Source organism: Pontibacter chinhatensis (assembly GCF_900113285.1).
In the GTDB taxonomy this organism is placed as follows: Bacteria; Bacteroidota; Bacteroidia; order Cytophagales; family Hymenobacteraceae; genus Pontibacter; species Pontibacter chinhatensis.
The window spans coordinates 1,045,789-1,062,854 of the sequence record NZ_FOOT01000001.1 but is presented as its reverse complement, the minus strand read 5'-3'; the positions used below and the strand labels follow the sequence as shown (position 1 = coordinate 1,062,854).

The following is a 17,066-nucleotide window of genomic DNA, read 5'->3' as shown; positions in this document are numbered from 1 at the left end:
TTTATTCCTCCAGTATCAGTTCATACGTTGGCCAGGTAAAGGTAAAGCGACTGCCACGGCCTGACGAGTCTAACCATATACTACCGCCTTTTTCCTCTACCAGCTTGCGCACAATCGACAGGCCCAGCCCGGAGCTGTTCTCCCGCGGGAAGGAGTGCCCCAGTTCATACATGTTAAAAAGCTGCCTGTGTCTTTCGGCAGGGATGCCTGGCCCGTTGTCCTCCACAGTAAAGTATAGGAAGTCTGGTTTCAGCTCATAGCTAATCTGCAAAAGCGCCTGTTCCGGTTGATCGTGGTACTTGATGGCATTGCTGATCAGGTTGCTGAAAACCTGATACAAGTATATCTCCTGTGTGTATAGCACCGGCAGGTTCTCCTGAATTTCTATCCGGAAGGTAGCGGGTACATTAAGCGACGCGACAACCTGGTGTAGCAGCACCTGCAGGTCCAGAGCTTTTTTGGGCAGGTTGCCATGTCCTGCCAGCGAGTAGGCAAGTATACTTGTGATGAGGCGATCCATTTTTTGGGTCTGTTGCCGCAGCATCGGGAAAACGTACGCCGCCTCTTCCAGTTGCCCGGCCTCTAGGCAGGCTTCCAGAGCGGTGGAAATGCCGTTTATGTTCTGCAGCGGGGCGCGCAGGTCATGGGAAACAGTGTGGGCAAAGGCATCGAGGTTCTGGTTGATGTCCTGCAGCTTCAGGTTCTGCTTCTCCCTGTCCTCCAGTAGCTTGTTGATCTCCTGGTTCGACTGCTGCAGCTGCGTGTTCAGGCGGCGAATTTCCTGCAGCTGCTGCTCGGCCTCCAGGTTGCGCATGCGCAGCTGCTCCAGGACCTCCAGCAATTGCATGTTCTGCCTCTTTATCTCTGCGTAGGGCGAAATAACGGCCTCGTGTTCAAACTCCTGTATCCAGTGCTTTAGCATTTCCCGGCCGATGGCAGGGCTGGATTGGGGCAGGCTTTTAGCTAGCCTTACGCGCGTGCCCCGCTCAAAATCACTCTCAATCTCAAACAGGTCCACCAGCTTTCTCGAATTAAGAATGCCGGTGCCACGGTTGTTGTACGATACAAGGTCTGTGCGTTTCAGGATATCATCTAGGTTGCCTATGCCCCGACCTCTGTCTGAGACCAATGCCTCCAGGTACCTGCGCCCTGCTACTTCGGCAAGGCTGTACTGTATGCTGCCACTGCCCACATACTCCACCACATTGCGGCAAATTTCAGATACCGCTGTGGCAAACTTGGTTTGGTTGGCCTGTTGCATCCCCAGCCGCTCAGATAGCTGCATGGCGCGCTTGTAGGCCAGCACCACGTCCAGCTCATTGTTTATCTCTATTTTGAGTATGTATTGTGGCATAACGGGTTATGGTTTACTGCGGCACACCACCACAAGTGCATCATCGGTTTGGCGGCTGTGGTCTTTATAAAGCAGCGCGGCAACGGTAGAGGGCAGGTGGCGGTTCAGGGCGTGGTACCTGCTCAGGTCCCACCTCGATTTAAGCCCGTCGGAGTGCAGTATCAGCATACGGTGGTGGCCCCACTCCAGTTCCTGGCTGTTCAGGGTTGTTGGGATGTTGTGGCCAAGGATGCCGTTATAGGAGATGATGTTCTTGTAAGAGCTGCTGCCATAGGAACCATCAGGGCCGTAAAGCTTACCTGCTATGTTGCCTATTCCGCAGTAACTGAGCCTGTTGCTCCGGGTGCTGATGTTGGCCGCAATGCCCACAGCCCCACGGGTGCGTTTTATACTTTGGTGGATATTGCGAAGCGCGTCGGCCGGTAGCAGGGCAGGGGAGGAGGTAAAGAACTGTACCGCCAGTTGGGAGGCCTCGTGGGCGCTTGCGCCGTGGCCAAGACCATCCAGGGCAAGCAGGTAAACGCCTTTCTCGTGCTCTAGTATGGCCAACCCGTCGCCGCATAAGGTTTCTTTGGGCTTTGGCACCAGCACATAGCCAACGTCGTAGTGGTGGCTGGCAGCCTGGGCACCGGCTGTGCTTTTATTGTTGAGGTATATCCTGGAAAGTATAACCGTGCCTACGCCCTGCTGCGAGTATAAGTCAAATACATCCGACTGCCTCTTAATGGCCCCAAGTCCTTCTCCGGCTGTACCGAGTGTAGAAACACCGTCCTCCTGCATTTTGGAGGGGTCTGCCATGCCGGGGCCGCTGTCGAGGCAGATTACTTCAATTCCTGGGTATGGGGCGCCCAGCACACGCACCAGCAGTTCGCCACCCAAAGCGGCGTGCTTTGCGAGGTTAGATGCCATTTCTGCCACCACAATGTTCAGCTTTCCTACCCCGTTGGCAGACATGCCAATACCTTCAGCGATACGTGTTACCTCCCGCTTTGCAATACTGGCATACGATTTATCTGGTATCAGAAAGCGCTGGTGTTGCTTAACGTCCATGCTTCCAGTGTATTATAGTTACCGTAGTGCCTTGCCCTACGGTGCTTTTAATGTCAAATTCATTTACAAGCCGCTTCGCTCCCGGCAGGCCAAGCCCCAGGCTTTTGCCCGTCGAAAAGCCATCGCGCATGGCTTGCTGCACATCGGCTATGCCCGGGCCTTCATCTGTAAAAGTTAATCTGATGCCTGCCTGTGCGTTTTTGCTGATAGTCTCCAGCAGCACCTTGCCGCCGTTCGCATACTTAAGCATGTTACGCACGAGCTCGCTGGCAGCGGTTATGAGTTTCGTCTGGTTCACCAGGCTCATGCCTATCTTGGTGCTAAGCTCCCTTACCCGGTTCCGAAACGGTACTACATCCTGCTCCCGCACGATTTGCATCGTGTCTTTAGTCATTACTATCATCCTGGTCCTCCTCCTCGTCTTGCTCAGGATGTTCTGAAATACCCATCTTTTCCTGCAACAGTTCCATCCCTTTCTCAACGTCCAGGGCGGTGTGAACACCCTGTAGGGTAAGGCCCAGTTCAACTAAAGTGATGGCCACGGCAGGCTGCATGCCCACTACCACGGTTTCAGCATCCATAATACGAGACATGGTGGCAATATTGCCCAGAATGCGCCCCATAAAGGAGTCTACTATGCTTACGGCAGATATATCAATGAGTACTCCTCTTGCGCCGGTTTTACTGACCATGTTAATCAGGTCGCTTTCCAGGTTAAGGGCAAGGCGGTCGTACAGGTCCACTTGTATGGTTACAAGCAGGAAAGGGCCCATTTTCAGGATTGGAATTCTCTCCATGGTACGCTAGGCTATCTACTTAGATTTAGACCTTTATTTTTGTTCATGTTCCGTACTTCCACATTACGCATGCTAAATGCCAGGTGCAGCGCACTGGCCAGCGTAGCCTTGGTTTTAATGTTGGATAAGTCGATGCCCAGGTGCACAATGGTTTGGGCAATTTCGGCGCGAATGCCGCTGATGATGCACTCGGCGCCCATCAGGCGTGTGGCGCTTACGGTTTTGATCAGGTGCTGGGCCACTAGCGAGTCTACGGCAGGCACACCGGAAATATCAAGGATGGCGATGCTGCTGCCGGTGTTCACGATCTCCTGCAACAGGTTCTCCATAACGGTCTGCGTACGGGCGCTGTCCAGCGTTCCGATAATCGGGAGCGCCAGGATGCCTTCCCACACGCGTATAACCGGGGTTGAAATCTCGTTTATCTCATCGGTTTGACGGAGAATAACCTCCTCGCGGCCCTTGATATAGGTCTCGAAAGTAACCATGCTCAAGCTGTCGATCAGGTTGGTGAGTGTCAGAAGTGATTTGTAGAGCACATCCGGTTGAGTGTTGTAGTTCTCCTCCAGCACCTGGCTGATGGCTTTCTTCAGGCTGAGCACATACATGCCTGTTTCGCGGGGCGAAAAGCCCTGGCGGGCTCGGGTAATGGAAATATCGCTTAGTATCTCAGTGACTTGCTCATACTCCGGGGCATGCACATTTTCGGTGCTGCCGTTTGCAACAGCATGGGCCAGGCCACTAAGCAACTCTTCTGACTGACGGCGTAACTCTTCGTTAGATATCAGATCATCCCGCAGCGATACATCCGACAGTTGGTTTTGCATCCAGATCTCCAGGATTTTCTTCTTGTTGTTTTGTAGTACCTTCGCTAATGTGTTGTCCATGGTGGTTTTGAATGAGCGTTTAAATCCTTGTATGAATGATAAGCATAAAGATACATAGAGAAATAAGCGTTTCCCTATACTTTGCCACATATATCTTTATTTAGCCCCATACTTACGGAGCCGGGCAATAAAAGTAAGTATAAGCCTGAAGGCGTAGCAGAGCAGCAGGAGCGTTTTTATGGTGCTGGAGGAGTAGACGGTAATACAACTAGAATACTCAGGAACAACTACGTGCACCCGTGAGTGCTGCATTATTTAAAGTCGCATCACAGCAGACAGAGGCGCTTTTGTACCGCGACTTATACTTTCTATGGACCAACTGCCCAGGTTCTTCTCTTCTGTTTATACTTTCCGAAAGTATAAGATGGATGGTTTACGTATCCACTAACCTAAATGTTGGTTGTTAGAGGTGCTATGGAGGGAACGGGCTCGTGCTGTGTGTAAGGCCGGGTTTTGTGAGTAGAGTACTGTTATCACTAAAAGCGCTTAGAAAGGAGTATAATATTCCGAAAAGGCAAAATACTCTTCATGCCTTTCAGTCTGTAGGCAAGTATAGTTTCATTGTCCCTTTTTGAAACAACGCCTCGTCTAAGTGTCCCATCTTTTGTCTGTCTGCGGTGATGAGGTGCATGTGTAAAAAAGTATCGTGGTGCGTAAAAATTGCTTTGTGCTCGGTTGAGAAAAAGCCGACGATATCAGCATGCTCGTTATTCACTTGATAGTTCACCTGACCTTCATGCGCTTCGGCCGGGGAGCTAACCTTTGAGCCCTCCGGCAGATTCACAACATGAATTGTTGCCTTGTCAACTGCTCCTGAGAGTTTGAACATAAAAGGTCGCGTTGAAGCCACAGTCACCTCGTCAAGGTATTGTTCAAGTTGTTGAATTGTCTGGATACTGTCGGGCAGCGTCTGTTCCGTCCATTTAGCGATGTTGGCGTACCCAAAAAAGGGCGCTTTGATATCAAACGTTTCTTCAACTTTCATGGTCGAGTCGGAGATAACCGTTGATCTGTAGGATTTCCCGTCCAGGATTAACACTTCTCCTGCTAAATATTCAAGAGGGCCAAGCCCATGTAAATGTGTTTTATCGGAGAGGGTGTCAAGATGAATGTTCCCGTAGAGTTGCCCTTTCCACATCACATTTTTCATCTCCCCAACAATCTTAACGGTGTTGCTTGCCTGTTCAATATTTGAAGAGCAATTCGTCAAGGTTAAAAGTGTTAGGCCCAGAAGCGCGGTTTTAGTATTCATTTTTAGCATTTATCATCAGGCTGGTAAGTATCCTAAGAGGAGGCTTAACAGCTTATAGCAGGATTACACTTACACTATAAAGGTCGTGTGGTTGACATATATTTTCAGAGAATGAATATAGGAAGAAACAATTAAAGTAAGTGGAGCATGCTTAAAGATCTTACAGGAGTGGCAGAATGAAAACAAGGAGAATTGCTCTCTAACAGCTCCAGTGCTAGTTTGGCCAGGAAACCTGCATCAATTAACCTCACTTTTGCGTCAACAAAAAAGCCTTCTACATGCAGTAGAAGGCTTTTTGCAAAGTCGGAGTGGCGGGATTCGAACGCAAATACCATCAACTCATGCTATGTAAAAATGCCTCAGAAGCGTAGGTTAAATGTTGATTTCCGTTGAAATTTCGATGTTTTTAACTCCAGCTGACGCAGCATCTGACGCAAGCGCTACTGACGCAGGAAGTGACGCAAGTTCATTTTGACTGTCCTGGCAAAAAGCTGGCATAGCAGCTTTACTGTCGTGGTTGTAGCCAGTTTCTACAATTAACTTATTAATTTATTAACGGAGATTTAAGGCCTTTTTTACCGCCTTATACTGCGCGTCAATCACTGCTTGGTTATGCCCGTGTGCAGCACCCGGCACAAGCACGAACTCTTTCTTAGGAGCTTTCAATTTATCAAAATACGCTTTGGTAAGATCTGGCGCGGTTAGGATATCTTCCTCACCCTGAATAAAGTATACCGGGATCTTATAGCGTAGCCCATCCTTGCTGAAATTCACCGCTTCCTCCATGGATTTAATTCCCATTCCCTTATGGCCTGCGAAGTATAAAAAGGAATAATCATCTCCATTATACCTGTCATTGGTGTCTTTCTCATTGTCGTATTCGCTCGCCACCTTCCACCAGGAGGCGGGGGCAGGTATTGAGTTTTCCCGCTCATACTTTTTGATGATGCGCATGAGCTGGCCTGATTTTCTGGCATCGCCATAGGGAGGAGGGCCTAGGGCCGCTAACTTATTTAAAGACTCCTCGTCGTTAGCGGTCTGGGCCAGTTTGGACACTTTATTGAAGGCATGACGGAACCCTTCTTGCCCATCGACTATTTGTGAATGGGCTATGTAAGCAGCGAAAAGTTCTGGCCGCTTTAAGGCCATGCTGGCTCCTAAGACTGATCCCCAGGAAGTTCCTACAAGCGTTATTTTTCGCTTGCCGAGGTGCTTGATCAGGTACTCTGACAGCTCGATGCCGTCAGCAGTCATGCGCTCTACGGTCAGAGGGTTTTCGATCCAGTAATCCTCCGTTATGGTTTCAGGTGCATTACGGCCAAAGGTTCTTCCTGCTCCACGCTGGTCCCAATACACCAGCACGAAGTCCTTTTTCCAGTATCCGTAGATGGCATCATCGTACTGGCTCATGGTGCTGCCCGGACCGCCATGCAGAAACAGGATAACAGGTTTGTCCCTGTCCTCTCCGCTGATCGTTACCCACTGCTCTATACCGCCTATTGAAACAAAACTTGCCTCGTGGATGGGCTTTGTTTGAGCAGCTTGTCCGCCTGTTATTAAACAAAGAAATAAAATCAGTAGCAATGTATGCTTCATGTCGTAGCAAGCTTAAAATGAATGATGATGGATTTAGGTAATGCTTTATATAAGTTGGCAGCAACCATTGTAAATGTGGAATACCAGTCGCTACCAGCTGCACAATATATGGAATTACATTGTAATATAGGGAGAAATAATAACGACTGGAGAGGCTTGCTTGGAAATTCTACAGGAGTGGTGGGACAAAAAGCGTCACTTTGAGCGCTTGGAGATGTAAGAAAGAGCTTACGGTTTTTGCAGGTGGTTTTCTTGCCTGAATTCCTGCGCCAGCTAGCGCATTTTACATTAACAAAAAAGCCCTCTACATGCAGTAGAAGGCTTTTTGCAAAGTCGGAGTGGCGGGATTCGAACCCACGACCTCCAGCACCCCATGCTGGCGCGATACCAGGCTACGCTACACCCCGATTTTAATGCCAAATTACAGCCACCAAATCAAATTTGCAACGTTTGCTGCCCCGAAATTTAGAGGGCTCTCTCCATAATCTGGTTGCCTTATACTTTGGGTATGCCACCCCGCGGGTAACAAACGCATCTAAACGTATGGCGTATAGCCCTTTAAAGTATAACGCAATTTTTAATGATGAAGCTAACGTCCAAAGTATACCTGTTTCTATCTTTCTGCTGGCTGGTGGTGGTGGCATGCTCGCCCGTCCGGATTCTGGAGACGGAGGCCGACGCGGGGTTCCACCTGGCCAACTACAAAACCTTTGATTTTTATGAGGTAGAGGCAAGCGGCGTAGAGCTGGAGCCCTACTCCCATCAACTGGAGCAGGTGAAGGCAGAGATAACCCGCCAGTTGGAGCAACGTGGCCTGAGCCGCAGCACCTCGCAGCCGGACCTGAAAGTGAACCTGGGCGTGGTAGTGGCCGAGAAAGTCCAGACGCGCGAAACAAACATCCTCACCGACCCGCCATACTATGTTGGCCAGCGCCGCTACACCTGGAAGAGCAGGGAAGTAGAAGTGGGCCGCTACAAGCAGGGTACACTCTCGCTGCACCTGGTGGATAACAGTCGCAACGAACTGGTGTGGCAAGGCGCAGCGGAAGGCGTGGTACCCGAGGATAACGATGAAAAGCTGCAAAAACGCATCAGCGAGGGCGTTGCCAGGTTAGTAGCCAAAATACCGCAATAAGGCTTTAAGCGTCCACAGCGCTTACTTCCTTGCCAGGCGCTGCTATACTTTGCACCGGTGCCACCGGTTTGTTTGTAGCGTCAACAGGCTCCAGGAACTTCACCACCCGGGCCGGATTGCCTACCACCACGGCGTTGTCGGGCACGTCTTTCACCACCACCGATCCGGCGCCAATCCGGACGTTGTTGCCTACGCGCACCTCCCCAATAATGCAGACGTTGGAGCCAATCTCCACATTGTCGCCGATGATGGGGGAGCCGGAGTAGGAGCCATCCGGCTTGCGGATGTTGCCCAGCGTGGTGGAGTGCCTGATAAAACAGTTGCTGCCGATAACCGAGCAGCCGTTCACCACCAGCGCCTGACCGTGCCCCAGCACGAGGCCCGAACCAACACTCGTCCAATGCGGCAGCTCAATGCCCAGTATCCATTCCACAAAAACTTTGTAGAAGGCAAGGTACGGAAGCCACAAGATCCGGAAAAACTTATTGATAGAGGCGGGGCGGGCTAAGCGGAAGAGCACCATCACGAGCCGCCCTTTCAGATTGCCTTTGTTGGCAGCCCAATCCTGGAAAATATACGTCATACTACACTTTTATACTTTACATACTAAGTATGGGCTTACGGTTTAGGGGCTGGTGGCGTTGCAAGGTGGGTTTATACTTTAGAGCAGGAGAGTATAGGGCTGGAAGTACAGGTATAAAGTATAAGCCGCCCTGCAATTTTTGTTACAGGGCGGCTTATACTTTCACCGGAAGTCTTTTTGCTACTTCCGTCTTGGGTGGTGTAGCTGTTCGTGCTTGCGGCGCGGAGGTTTGATATAAACTTTATAAATAACCATCGCCACGAGGGCAAGCAGAACCACCAACGAAATAATTAATGGCTCCATAGTATGTATTGTTTTATTTCTCCTTTTGGGAGGTTGTTAGATATGTGTTTTGCCTTCCTTATACTTTAGCTGTCTGCACCGGCAAACCTTCGGGAAGTATAACACAGATGCATGTCTGTACAGGTTGGTGCAGGAAGAGCAAGAAGTATGGGGAGGTACTTATACTACAAGCATCGTGGCAAAAGGTTTTACCTGCTGCCTCTGCACCTGCCTTATTAGTTCGCTGATGCCAGGATAAAACAGGGTAACTCGCAGATAATTTTCTGCCAACAGCACTTTCCGGTAAACCAAACTGCTGCCAAGCTGGTTTGTAGCGTTTAAGTAGGAAAAGGTAGCCGCCAAGCATGCCGTGGCCATTTCTTCACCACACAGAGCGAATGGAAAAGTCTGGATTTTCGTACTTACTTTATACTTTAAGATGCCATTGGTGTGCTATAACAGATGACACAGGCAGGAATAAGCGCTTATGAAAGTATTGTTATTAGAGGATGAGCCGAAAGTTGTCTCCCTGATCAAACGAGGTCTGGAAGGGGAGGGATATGAGTTTTCTGTGGCCATGGACGGGTACACCGCGCTGAAAATGGTTGGGCTCAACCACTACGATATCATCATTCTCGATATTATGGTTCCGGGCCTCAGTGGCTTGGAGGTATGCAAGCAAATCAGGGAAGTTGACCTCAAGACCCCCATTCTGATTCTCTCGGCACTTGGCTCCACAGAACATATCGTGGCCGGCTTTAACAATGTGGCCGATGATTACATGGTGAAGCCGTTTAACCTGGCAGAGTTGCGCGTGCGCATGCAAAGCCTTGTCAGGAGGGCAAGCAGAGATCTGGCTCAGCACAACGTCATCACCTTGGCCGACCTGAAGGTGGACTTCGATACTATGGAAGTGACCCGGAATAACAAAGTGATTTCGCTGACCGGCACGGAATTCCGGTTGCTGGAGTACCTTATCAGAAACAAGCGGAAAGTGTTGCCGCGGCTGGATATACTGGAGAACGTGTGGGGGGCAGAGTTCGATATGGGAACCAATGTGGTAGATGTATACATCAATTACCTGAGGAAAAAGATTGACAAAGGATTTAGCTCCAAACTCATCCATACGGTGGTGGGCGTTGGTTATGTGATGCGGGCGCAGTAAGATGAAACTTCAATACTCGTTTATACTTATTTTCACAGGCCTGATGGCTCTGTTACTGCTGGGTATTAACCTGGTGATGTACTCGATGTCTTCCGGCTATAGGGAGCATGAGTTTTTCATGAGTATGGAAAACAGCGCCACCATTGTGGCCAGCGCCGTGCTGCAGCAGGAAAAAGCGGAGGATTTTTATGCCATCCGCAATAACATCCTGCAGCACCTGGAAGACGAGGAAGAGTACATCCTGCGCATCAAGCCAGGGAGCAACGACATCCAGTTTCCAAAAGAGCTGCCACTGGACGAGTCGTTTTACCGGCAGGCGATTAAGGAAGGCAAAGCCCGCCATTACGAAGGTGGTATATACTATGTCGCCCTTTTCACCAACAACGACGGAGGCGAGGATGACATCCTGGTCATCTCCACAGCCCGGGACGCAGAGGGCGATGCCTACCGCAAAAGACTGAGAACCACGCTTGCCGTTACCTACCTGGGCGCTGTTCTAACGATGGGCCTTACCAGCCTGTTTTTTTCCAGAAAGATTTTCGGGCAGATGGTCAAAATAATCCAGAAGGTGAACAGCATCAATGTCTTTAACCTGAACGACAGGCTGGAGAAGGAGCAGAGCCTGGAGGAAATAAGTGAGCTGCAGGATACGCTTAACGAAATGCTGAACCGCATTGAGGCGGCTTTCAAAGCACAGCAGGACTATGTGAGTAACACCTCTCACTCCCTCCGCACCCCACTCACCATTATTGCAGGAGAGGCAGAACTGGCCTTGCGCAGCATCGAGAAAGGCCACAAAGCAGAGTATTCGCTTCAGATGATCATGCAGGAAACAGAAAAGCTAAAGCACACGGTGAACACCCTGCTGGAGCTCGTGAAAGAAATTGGAAGCGGCCGGAAAGACTCCTGGAAAGTAACCAGACTAGATGAGGTGCTTAGCAGCGTGGTGCACACCATAAGCAAAATGGACGAGAGCTTTAAGATGCGGATAGATTACAGCGACTTGCCGGACAACGACTCTATGCTCTGCGTGAGCGCCAACGAGCACCTGCTGGATCTGGCGCTGTCCAACATCATCCTGAACGGGTTTAAGTACTCCGGCAACAAAGAGGTGAAGGTGAAACTAACCCCCGGAACGGATTTTATCAAGGTGGAGGTGACTGACTACGGCATCGGTATACCGAAAGCGGAGCAGGAGTTGATCTTTACCCCTTATTTCAGGGCCTCCAACACCGAAGGCTTCGAAGGGTTCGGCATCGGCCTCCCGCTTGCCCTTGAAATCATGCGCATGCACAACGGCGACATACAGGTGAACTCCAGAGAAGGGAAAGGAACCACCGTTCAGGTTATCCTACCTGTTGCTAAACCGGCGCAGGAAGTATAGATGTTCATGCCCTGAAGTATAATGTAGTATTTTTTAAGTATAAAGTTACGCGAGCGATCCGCCTCACCAGAAGTCCTCTCTAATATTTAGGGAGGATTTTTTATTTCCCTCTTTCTCAGCAGAATAGCGCAATTAAGCCTTTCTGAGACAAAAAACTCCCTAAAAAGCAGATTCTAATCTCATTCTAATCTCATTCTTAAATGAGCTTAATACCCCGGCCTTACCTTCGTGACTAATAGTACTTTTATTCTGTAGGCAGCCCGGTGTAAGTGCCATGTTTTGAGGCTGTTCGATTTGGTAACATTAGTTAAAGGCGGTTAGAGCATGTTTAGAAGATTCTTAGGTGTATCCTTATTCAGTTTGGGCGTTTGCCTTTTTATAACACAGCCTGTGAAGGCACAGTATGCCCCTGAGTATAACGAAGGCCTCAAAATCAATCTGAACGATAAGGATGACTATTACATCCGGTTTATGCTCTGGAACCAGATTTGGGCCCGGGCTACGGAGCAGAACCCCGGCACGCTGGTAAACGGTACGCCGCAGGACAGGTCTTTTGATATTGGGGCGCGTCGCCTGCGCATGCTGGCCATGGCGCAGCTCTCGCCTCGGTTCATGATCATGACCCACTTTGGCATCAACAGCCAAACCTTTGTAGGGGGAGGAGCCGCAGGCAGCGGCGGTACGGGCAACTACGGCGCCGGTAAAAAGCCGGGTATGTTCTTCCACGATTTTACCAGTGAGTATACCCTTTTCCCGGCGGTTAATGCTTACACCGGCCAGCGAAACAAGTTCTCGATGACCCTGGGAGCAGGAATCCATTATTGGATGGGATTGTCACGCATGACCATGGCCAGCACCACCAACTTCCTCACCCTAGATTCTCCTGGCTTCAATTTTCCAAACGTTGACCAGAGCGACCAGTTTGTGCGCATGTTCGGGATATTCGCCAAGGGCAAGGTAGACAAGTTAGAGTACCGGGTGAGTGTGAACAAGCCCTTCGCCACCAACCTGGTGCCTCAGGAGGAGAATGTGGCCGTCGACAACAACGGCAGCAGCAAGCCTTATGTAGGCGGTTACTTTGAATACCAGTTCCTGGACCAGGAGTCGAACACACTGCCTTTCAAGGTAGGGTCTTACCTGGGGCAGAAGCGCGTGTTTAACATTGGCGTCGGTTTCAATGCCCAGCAAGACGGCACCATGAGCCTGCAGAACGGCCAGTATAAATCCCATAACATCGCCATAATGTCGGGAGATATGTTCATAGACCTGCCCTTCAACGTCGGCTCGAAAGACATGTCCCTGACTTCCTACACTGTTGCCTACCGCTACGACTACGGCCCGAACTACATCCGTCACTCGGGCACCATGAACCTGGGCAGCAACGACCCCCATTACGATGGCCCCAGGTCTATCTCAGGTCCCGGTAACGCCAGGCCTATGATGGGCACCGGCGATATCTACTACTCGCAGGCAGGCCTCCTGCTGCCCCGCTTAGGCGAGCAGGACAAAGTACGGCTCCAGCCCTTTGTGGCCTATACCCGAAAAAACCTGGAAGCGCTGCAAAAAGGCGGCGACTACTGGGACTTCGGCAGCAACCTGCTCATCCAGCAGCACAATGCCAAGGTGTCCTTTCAGTACTCGCTCCGGCCCAATTACATAGCAACTGATCGCATTGATGGTAACAGGGGAGAGTTTATAGTTCAGTTTCAGACTTTCCTGTAAAGAGTTCCTATTCATAAACATAAATAACTATGCACTTAAACCCAGTTGAACAAGAAAAGCTAATGCTGCATATGGCGGGGGAGCTCGCCGCCAAACGGTTAAAAAGAGGTGTAAAACTTAACTACCCCGAGTCCGTCGCCTACATCTGTGCCATCCTGATGGAGGAGGCCCGCGACGGGAAGAAGACGGTGGCCGAACTCATGAAGTATGGGGCCCAGCTCCTGAAAAAGAACCAGGTCATGGAAGGGGTGTCAGAGATGATACACTTCGTGCAGATAGAAGTAACCTTCCCGGACGGGGTGAAGCTCATCACAGTAGACCATCCGATCCGCTAATTCAACTCAAACTAAAAACTTATTTACAACTATGATACCAGGTGAATATATACTGAAAAAGGGAGACATAAAGGCCAACGAAAAGGGCAAGACTGTGCGCGTGACCGTCGCCAACACCGGTGACCGCCCGATTCAGGTAGGCTCGCATTATCACTTCTTTGAAACAAACAAAGCGCTGGACTTTGACCGGGCCGCTACACTGGGTATGCGCCTGAACATACCTGCCAGCACAGCCGTGAGGTTTGAGCCTGGAGAGAAGAAAACTGTGATTCTGGTAGAGATTGGTGGGCAAAAGCTCATCCACGGCTTCAATGGCCTGACGGAAGGAGACGTGACCAAGAAAAGTATCCGGGAGAACGCGCTTAAGAAGTCGCAGAAAGAAGGGTATAAAGGGGCTACTACCACCAAGCCTGCCAAAAAGAAATAGATCACCATCAACACTTAATTAAGGAACCATGGCAAACTGGAATAGACGTGAATGGATAAAAGTAGTGGGGCTTTCCACGGCCGGGCTCTCCCTGCTGGGGCTCGACGCATTGGGAAGCGACGCTTCTTCTGTAAAATATATCGACGGCGAACTCTACATCCCAAGAGACCGCTACGCCGCCCTTTTCGGGCCGACCACAGGGGATAAAGTACGTTTGGCAGATACCGAATTATTCATCGAAATCGAGAAGGACTACAACGTTTACGGGGACGAGAACAAGTTCGGGGGTGGCAAAACCATCCGCGACGGTATGGGCCAGTCCGTTGGGGCTACCCAGGACGAGGTGCTGGATCTGGTGCTGACCAATGCTATCATCATCGATCACTGGGGGATTGTGAAGGCCGACATCGGCATCAAGAACGGCAAAATTGTGGGCATCGGCAAGGCCGGTAACCCAGACACCCAGCAGGGAGTCACCAAAGGCATGATCATCGGCGCTTCCACTGAGGTGCACGGCTGTGCCGGTAAGATTGTAACAGCAGGCGCTATTGACACGCACATCCACTTCATTGCCCCGCAGCAATTTGATGTAGCCATGTTCAGCGGCACTACCACGTTGATTGGCGGTGGTACAGGCCCTGCTGACGGTACCCTGGCTACGACGGTAACACCAGGCAAATGGTGGCTGGAAAGTATGCTGGAAGCCTCTGAGAGCACCCCACTGAACCTGGGCTTCTTTGGAAAAGGCAACACTTCTTCCTTTAAAGCGGCCGCCGAGCAGATCGAAGCTGGTGCCTTGGGTCTTAAAATTCACGAGGACTGGGGAGCAACTCCTACCACTATCGACAATGCCCTGACTGTAGCCGACAAGTATGATGTGCAGATTGCCATTCACTCCGATACGCTGAATGAGGCGGGTTTCCTGGAAGATACGATGAAGGCAGTTAACGGCCGGGTCATCCATACTTTCCACACGGAGGGTGCCGGGGGCGGTCACGCACCGGACATCATCAAGATTGCCATGTACCCGAACGTACTGCCGGCATCGACGAACCCGACCAAGCCTTATACCATCAACACTGTGGACGAGCACCTGGACATGCTCATGTCAGTGCACCACCTGGACAAGAGCATCCCGGAGGACGTGGCTTTCGCCGACTCCCGAATTCGTCCGGCCACCATCGCGGCCGAGGATATCCTGCAGGACATGGGCGTGTTCAGCATCATGTCTTCGGATAGCCAGGCCATGGGCCGTGTCGGGGAGGTGATTTCCCGTACCTGGCAGACGGCTCATAAAATGAAGATACAGCGTGGCCCGCTGCTTCAGGACAAAGGCAAGGACAACGACAACTTCCGCGTGAAACGCTATGTGTCCAAGTATACCATCAACCCGGCCAAAGCGCAGGGTGTAGACTACTGCATCGGCTCGGTGGAGGTAGGCAAGTATGCTGACCTGGTGTTGTGGGACACGGGCCTGTTTGGCGTGAAACCCGACATGATTTTGAAAAACGGGATGATAGTTGGTGCTAAGATGGGTGACCCGAACGGCTCTATCTCCCTGCCGCAACCGGTTATCTACCGCTCCATGTTCGGCTCCTTAGGAAAATCCATCGGGCGCGCCGGCTTCAACTTTGTTTCAGGTGTCTCCCTGGAGAATGGCAACATCAACCGCTTGGGTCTGTCCAAAAACTCCCTGGCAGTAAAAGGCTGCCGCAAAGTGAGGAAGAAGGACATGGTGCACAACAGTGCCATGCCGAAGCTGGAGGTGGATCCGGAAACCTACACCGTAACAGCAGACGGCGAGGTGTTGACCTGCGAGCCGCTGAGTGTGGTGCCGATGGCGCAACGCTACTTCCTGTTCTAATAATTAAAAACGTGTTGCCGGTGCAAGGCTGGCAACACGTTTCCTAAAGTATGATACTGGTAGAGAAGGTACTTGGCAATCTGGCAACTACATCCCCTGGCGGCAGGAGCGTCGACCTGTTGGATGTGGACTGGTTCGATACGGGGAAGACCACGCTTCGGAAGCGAACCCGGGCCGGTCAGGAAGTAGGCATCCGAAAGAACACGATTCCGCTGGAAGATGGCGATATCCTTTACATGGACGCGGAACGGGTCATTGCAGTCAACATCCTGCCCTGCGAGTGCATCGTGTTTAAGCCCCGCAATTTTCGTGAGATGGGCACCATCTGCTTCGAGATCGGGAACAAGCACATCCCCATCTTCATCAACGAGGAGAATGAAGTAAGCGTGGAGTTTGAGCGCCCGCTATACGCCCTGCTGGAGAGGTATGGGTACCAGCCCCGAAAGGAAGTGAGAAAGCTTTTGAAGACGCACGCGCTGGTCGTGCGCAGACATGAAAACAACTATAACCGGGTAATCACCATCAAATAAGGTACGCTTATGCAACCATTGTTAACCTTGCTCCAAATTAACGACTCCATGTTTCCGATTGGGGGCTTTACGCACTCGTATGGCCTGGAGTCTTACGTGAGCCAGGGGATTGTAAAAGACACTCCCACTGCGACAACTTATGCCCGTGACATGCTGTCGCATAACATCTATTACAACGACGCCGCCTTTCTGCAGATGGCCTGGAAGCTACTAGAGGCGAAAAAGCCGGCGCGGGAGTTTCAGAAGCTGGATGAGTTTATCACGGCGCTCAAGGCTCCGTCTGAGATCCGGATGGCGAGCAAAAAACTGGCTGTGCGCTTCCTGAAGCTGACGCAGACGCTGCACCCGGTCAAGCGCTGCAGCAACTACCTGGCTAAAATTCAGGAGGGCAAGCTGCATGGCCACTACCCGGTAGCCTTTGCCATGTATGCCTTCGCCCACGGCATCTCGCTGAAGGACGCGCTGATGGCTTTCTACTACAACACGCTGAACGGCATCGTGACTAACTGCGCCAAGCTGGTGCCCATCAGCCAGAACGATGCGCAGAAGATCCTCTTTAACCTGCAGGCAGATATCAGTCAGCTGGTGGAGCAGCAGGAGGAACTGGACGAGATGCTGGTGGGGCTGTGCTGCATCGGACAGGAGATCCGCTGCATGCAGCACGAGAAGCAGTATTCAAGACTATACATCTCTTAAAGTATAC

General features: G+C 51.0%; 18 protein-coding genes and 1 tRNA gene. 10 read left to right on the top strand and 9 right to left on the bottom strand.

Going from position 1 to position 17,066, the window contains the following annotated elements; all coding sequences use genetic code 11:
* Position 1: 1 nt before the first annotated feature.
* The 7 genes from BM040_RS04480 to BM040_RS04445 form a co-directional block, all read right to left on the bottom strand.
* Positions 2-1,354, bottom strand: coding sequence for a sensor histidine kinase (locus BM040_RS04480; RefSeq protein WP_092099265.1), 1,353 nt, complete (start codon positions 1,352-1,354; stop codon positions 2-4).
* A 6-nt stretch (positions 1,355-1,360) separates the two neighbouring features.
* On the bottom strand, positions 1,361-2,404 hold the full coding sequence (locus tag BM040_RS04475; protein WP_092099264.1) for an ATP-binding protein: 1,044 nt from the start codon (positions 2,402-2,404) through the stop codon (positions 1,361-1,363).
* A complete protein-coding gene (locus tag BM040_RS04470; RefSeq protein WP_092099263.1) occupies positions 2,394-2,798 on the bottom strand; it encodes an anti-sigma regulatory factor in 405 nt (134 codons plus the stop codon). The genes BM040_RS04475 and BM040_RS04470 overlap by 11 nt, the downstream gene beginning before the upstream one ends.
* On the bottom strand, positions 2,791-3,201 hold the full coding sequence (locus tag BM040_RS04465) for an STAS domain-containing protein (RefSeq protein WP_092099262.1): 411 nt from the start codon (positions 3,199-3,201) through the stop codon (positions 2,791-2,793). Before BM040_RS04465 ends, BM040_RS04470 begins: the two co-directional genes overlap by 8 nt.
* A gap of 11 nt (positions 3,202-3,212) precedes the next feature.
* Positions 3,213-4,088 (bottom strand): STAS domain-containing protein, encoded by an 876-nt coding sequence (locus BM040_RS04460; RefSeq protein ID WP_092099261.1) that lies wholly within the window; start codon positions 4,086-4,088, stop codon positions 3,213-3,215.
* 535 nt (positions 4,089-4,623) lie between these two features.
* Complete coding sequence (locus BM040_RS04455) at positions 4,624-5,340, bottom strand: acetolactate decarboxylase (RefSeq protein WP_175490969.1); 717 nt, start codon at positions 5,338-5,340, stop codon at positions 4,624-4,626.
* A gap of 552 nt (positions 5,341-5,892) precedes the next feature.
* Complete coding sequence (locus BM040_RS04445) at positions 5,893-6,936, bottom strand: alpha/beta hydrolase (RefSeq protein ID WP_092099259.1); 1,044 nt, start codon at positions 6,934-6,936, stop codon at positions 5,893-5,895.
* A 21-nt stretch (positions 6,937-6,957) separates the two neighbouring features.
* On the opposite strand from BM040_RS04445, the gene BM040_RS21550 reads away from it, so the two are divergent.
* On the top strand, positions 6,958-7,140 hold the full coding sequence (locus BM040_RS21550; RefSeq protein ID WP_139217757.1) for a hypothetical protein: 183 nt from the start codon (positions 6,958-6,960) through the stop codon (positions 7,138-7,140).
* Positions 7,141-7,269: 129 nt separating this feature from the next.
* Here the strand turns inward: BM040_RS21550 and BM040_RS04440 are convergent.
* Positions 7,270-7,343 (bottom strand) — tRNA-Pro (locus tag BM040_RS04440).
* A gap of 173 nt (positions 7,344-7,516) precedes the next feature.
* Between BM040_RS04440 and BM040_RS04435 the strand changes: the two genes are divergently transcribed.
* Positions 7,517-8,071, top strand: coding sequence for a DUF4136 domain-containing protein (locus BM040_RS04435; protein WP_245756091.1), 555 nt, complete (start codon positions 7,517-7,519; stop codon positions 8,069-8,071).
* A gap of 4 nt (positions 8,072-8,075) precedes the next feature.
* Here BM040_RS04435 and BM040_RS04430 read toward each other — a convergent pair whose 3' ends face one another.
* Positions 8,076-8,654: a serine acetyltransferase gene (locus BM040_RS04430; RefSeq protein ID WP_092099258.1), complete on the bottom strand. Its 579-nt coding sequence runs from the start codon at positions 8,652-8,654 to the stop codon at positions 8,076-8,078.
* A gap of 769 nt (positions 8,655-9,423) precedes the next feature.
* Here BM040_RS04430 and BM040_RS04420 point away from each other — a divergent pair.
* The 8 genes from BM040_RS04420 (at position 9,424) to BM040_RS04385 (ending at position 17,059) form a co-directional block, all read left to right on the top strand.
* A complete protein-coding gene (locus BM040_RS04420) occupies positions 9,424-10,101 on the top strand; it encodes a response regulator transcription factor (protein WP_092099256.1) in 678 nt (225 codons plus the stop codon).
* Position 10,102: 1 nt separating this feature from the next.
* Positions 10,103-11,485, top strand: coding sequence for a sensor histidine kinase (locus tag BM040_RS04415; protein ID WP_092099255.1), 1,383 nt, complete (start codon positions 10,103-10,105; stop codon positions 11,483-11,485).
* A 390-nt stretch (positions 11,486-11,875) separates the two neighbouring features.
* Complete coding sequence (locus BM040_RS04410) at positions 11,876-13,207, top strand: porin (RefSeq protein WP_217646689.1); 1,332 nt, start codon at positions 11,876-11,878, stop codon at positions 13,205-13,207.
* A 29-nt stretch (positions 13,208-13,236) separates the two neighbouring features.
* Positions 13,237-13,542, top strand: coding sequence for an urease subunit gamma (gene ureA, locus BM040_RS04405; RefSeq protein ID WP_092099253.1), 306 nt, complete (start codon positions 13,237-13,239; stop codon positions 13,540-13,542).
* Between the two features lie 31 nt (positions 13,543-13,573).
* A complete protein-coding gene (ureB, locus tag BM040_RS04400) occupies positions 13,574-13,969 on the top strand; it encodes an urease subunit beta (protein WP_092099252.1) in 396 nt (131 codons plus the stop codon).
* Between the two features lie 28 nt (positions 13,970-13,997).
* A complete protein-coding gene (gene ureC, locus BM040_RS04395; RefSeq protein ID WP_092099251.1) occupies positions 13,998-15,833 on the top strand; it encodes an urease subunit alpha in 1,836 nt (611 codons plus the stop codon).
* 50 nt (positions 15,834-15,883) lie between these two features.
* A complete protein-coding gene (locus tag BM040_RS04390; protein ID WP_092099250.1) occupies positions 15,884-16,363 on the top strand; it encodes an urease accessory protein UreE in 480 nt (159 codons plus the stop codon).
* Positions 16,364-16,372: 9 nt separating this feature from the next.
* A complete protein-coding gene (locus BM040_RS04385; protein WP_092099249.1) occupies positions 16,373-17,059 on the top strand; it encodes an urease accessory protein UreF in 687 nt (228 codons plus the stop codon).
* Positions 17,060-17,066 lie beyond the last annotated feature (7 nt).

Excerpts from the sequence above, each read along its gene's own strand:
- BM040_RS04480 (WP_092099265.1), bottom strand. The coding sequence starts at position 1,354 with ATGCCACAATACATACTCAAAATAGAGATAAACAATGAGCTGGACGTG.
- BM040_RS04435 (WP_245756091.1), top strand. The coding sequence starts at position 7,517 with ATGATGAAGCTAACGTCCAAAGTATACCTGTTTCTATCTTTCTGCTGG.
- BM040_RS04430 (WP_092099258.1), bottom strand. The coding sequence starts at position 8,654 with ATGACGTATATTTTCCAGGATTGGGCTGCCAACAAAGGCAATCTGAAA.
- ureB (WP_092099252.1), top strand. The coding sequence starts at position 13,574 with ATGATACCAGGTGAATATATACTGAAAAAGGGAGACATAAAGGCCAAC.
- BM040_RS04445 (WP_092099259.1), bottom strand. The coding sequence starts at position 6,936 with ATGAAGCATACATTGCTACTGATTTTATTTCTTTGTTTAATAACAGGC.
- BM040_RS04385 (WP_092099249.1), top strand. The coding sequence starts at position 16,373 with ATGCAACCATTGTTAACCTTGCTCCAAATTAACGACTCCATGTTTCCG.
- BM040_RS04415 (WP_092099255.1), top strand. The coding sequence starts at position 10,103 with ATGAAACTTCAATACTCGTTTATACTTATTTTCACAGGCCTGATGGCT.
- BM040_RS04465 (WP_092099262.1), bottom strand. The coding sequence starts at position 3,201 with ATGGAGAGAATTCCAATCCTGAAAATGGGCCCTTTCCTGCTTGTAACC.
- BM040_RS04460 (WP_092099261.1), bottom strand. The coding sequence starts at position 4,088 with ATGGACAACACATTAGCGAAGGTACTACAAAACAACAAGAAGAAAATC.
- BM040_RS04420 (WP_092099256.1), top strand. The coding sequence starts at position 9,424 with ATGAAAGTATTGTTATTAGAGGATGAGCCGAAAGTTGTCTCCCTGATC.
- BM040_RS04455 (WP_175490969.1), bottom strand. The coding sequence starts at position 5,340 with ATGAATACTAAAACCGCGCTTCTGGGCCTAACACTTTTAACCTTGACG.
- BM040_RS21550 (WP_139217757.1), top strand. The coding sequence starts at position 6,958 with ATGATGATGGATTTAGGTAATGCTTTATATAAGTTGGCAGCAACCATT.
- BM040_RS04390 (WP_092099250.1), top strand. The coding sequence starts at position 15,884 with ATGATACTGGTAGAGAAGGTACTTGGCAATCTGGCAACTACATCCCCT.
- ureA (WP_092099253.1), top strand. The coding sequence starts at position 13,237 with ATGCACTTAAACCCAGTTGAACAAGAAAAGCTAATGCTGCATATGGCG.
- BM040_RS04475 (WP_092099264.1), bottom strand. The coding sequence starts at position 2,404 with ATGGACGTTAAGCAACACCAGCGCTTTCTGATACCAGATAAATCGTAT.
- ureC (WP_092099251.1), top strand. The coding sequence starts at position 13,998 with ATGGCAAACTGGAATAGACGTGAATGGATAAAAGTAGTGGGGCTTTCC.
- BM040_RS04470 (WP_092099263.1), bottom strand. The coding sequence starts at position 2,798 with ATGACTAAAGACACGATGCAAATCGTGCGGGAGCAGGATGTAGTACCG.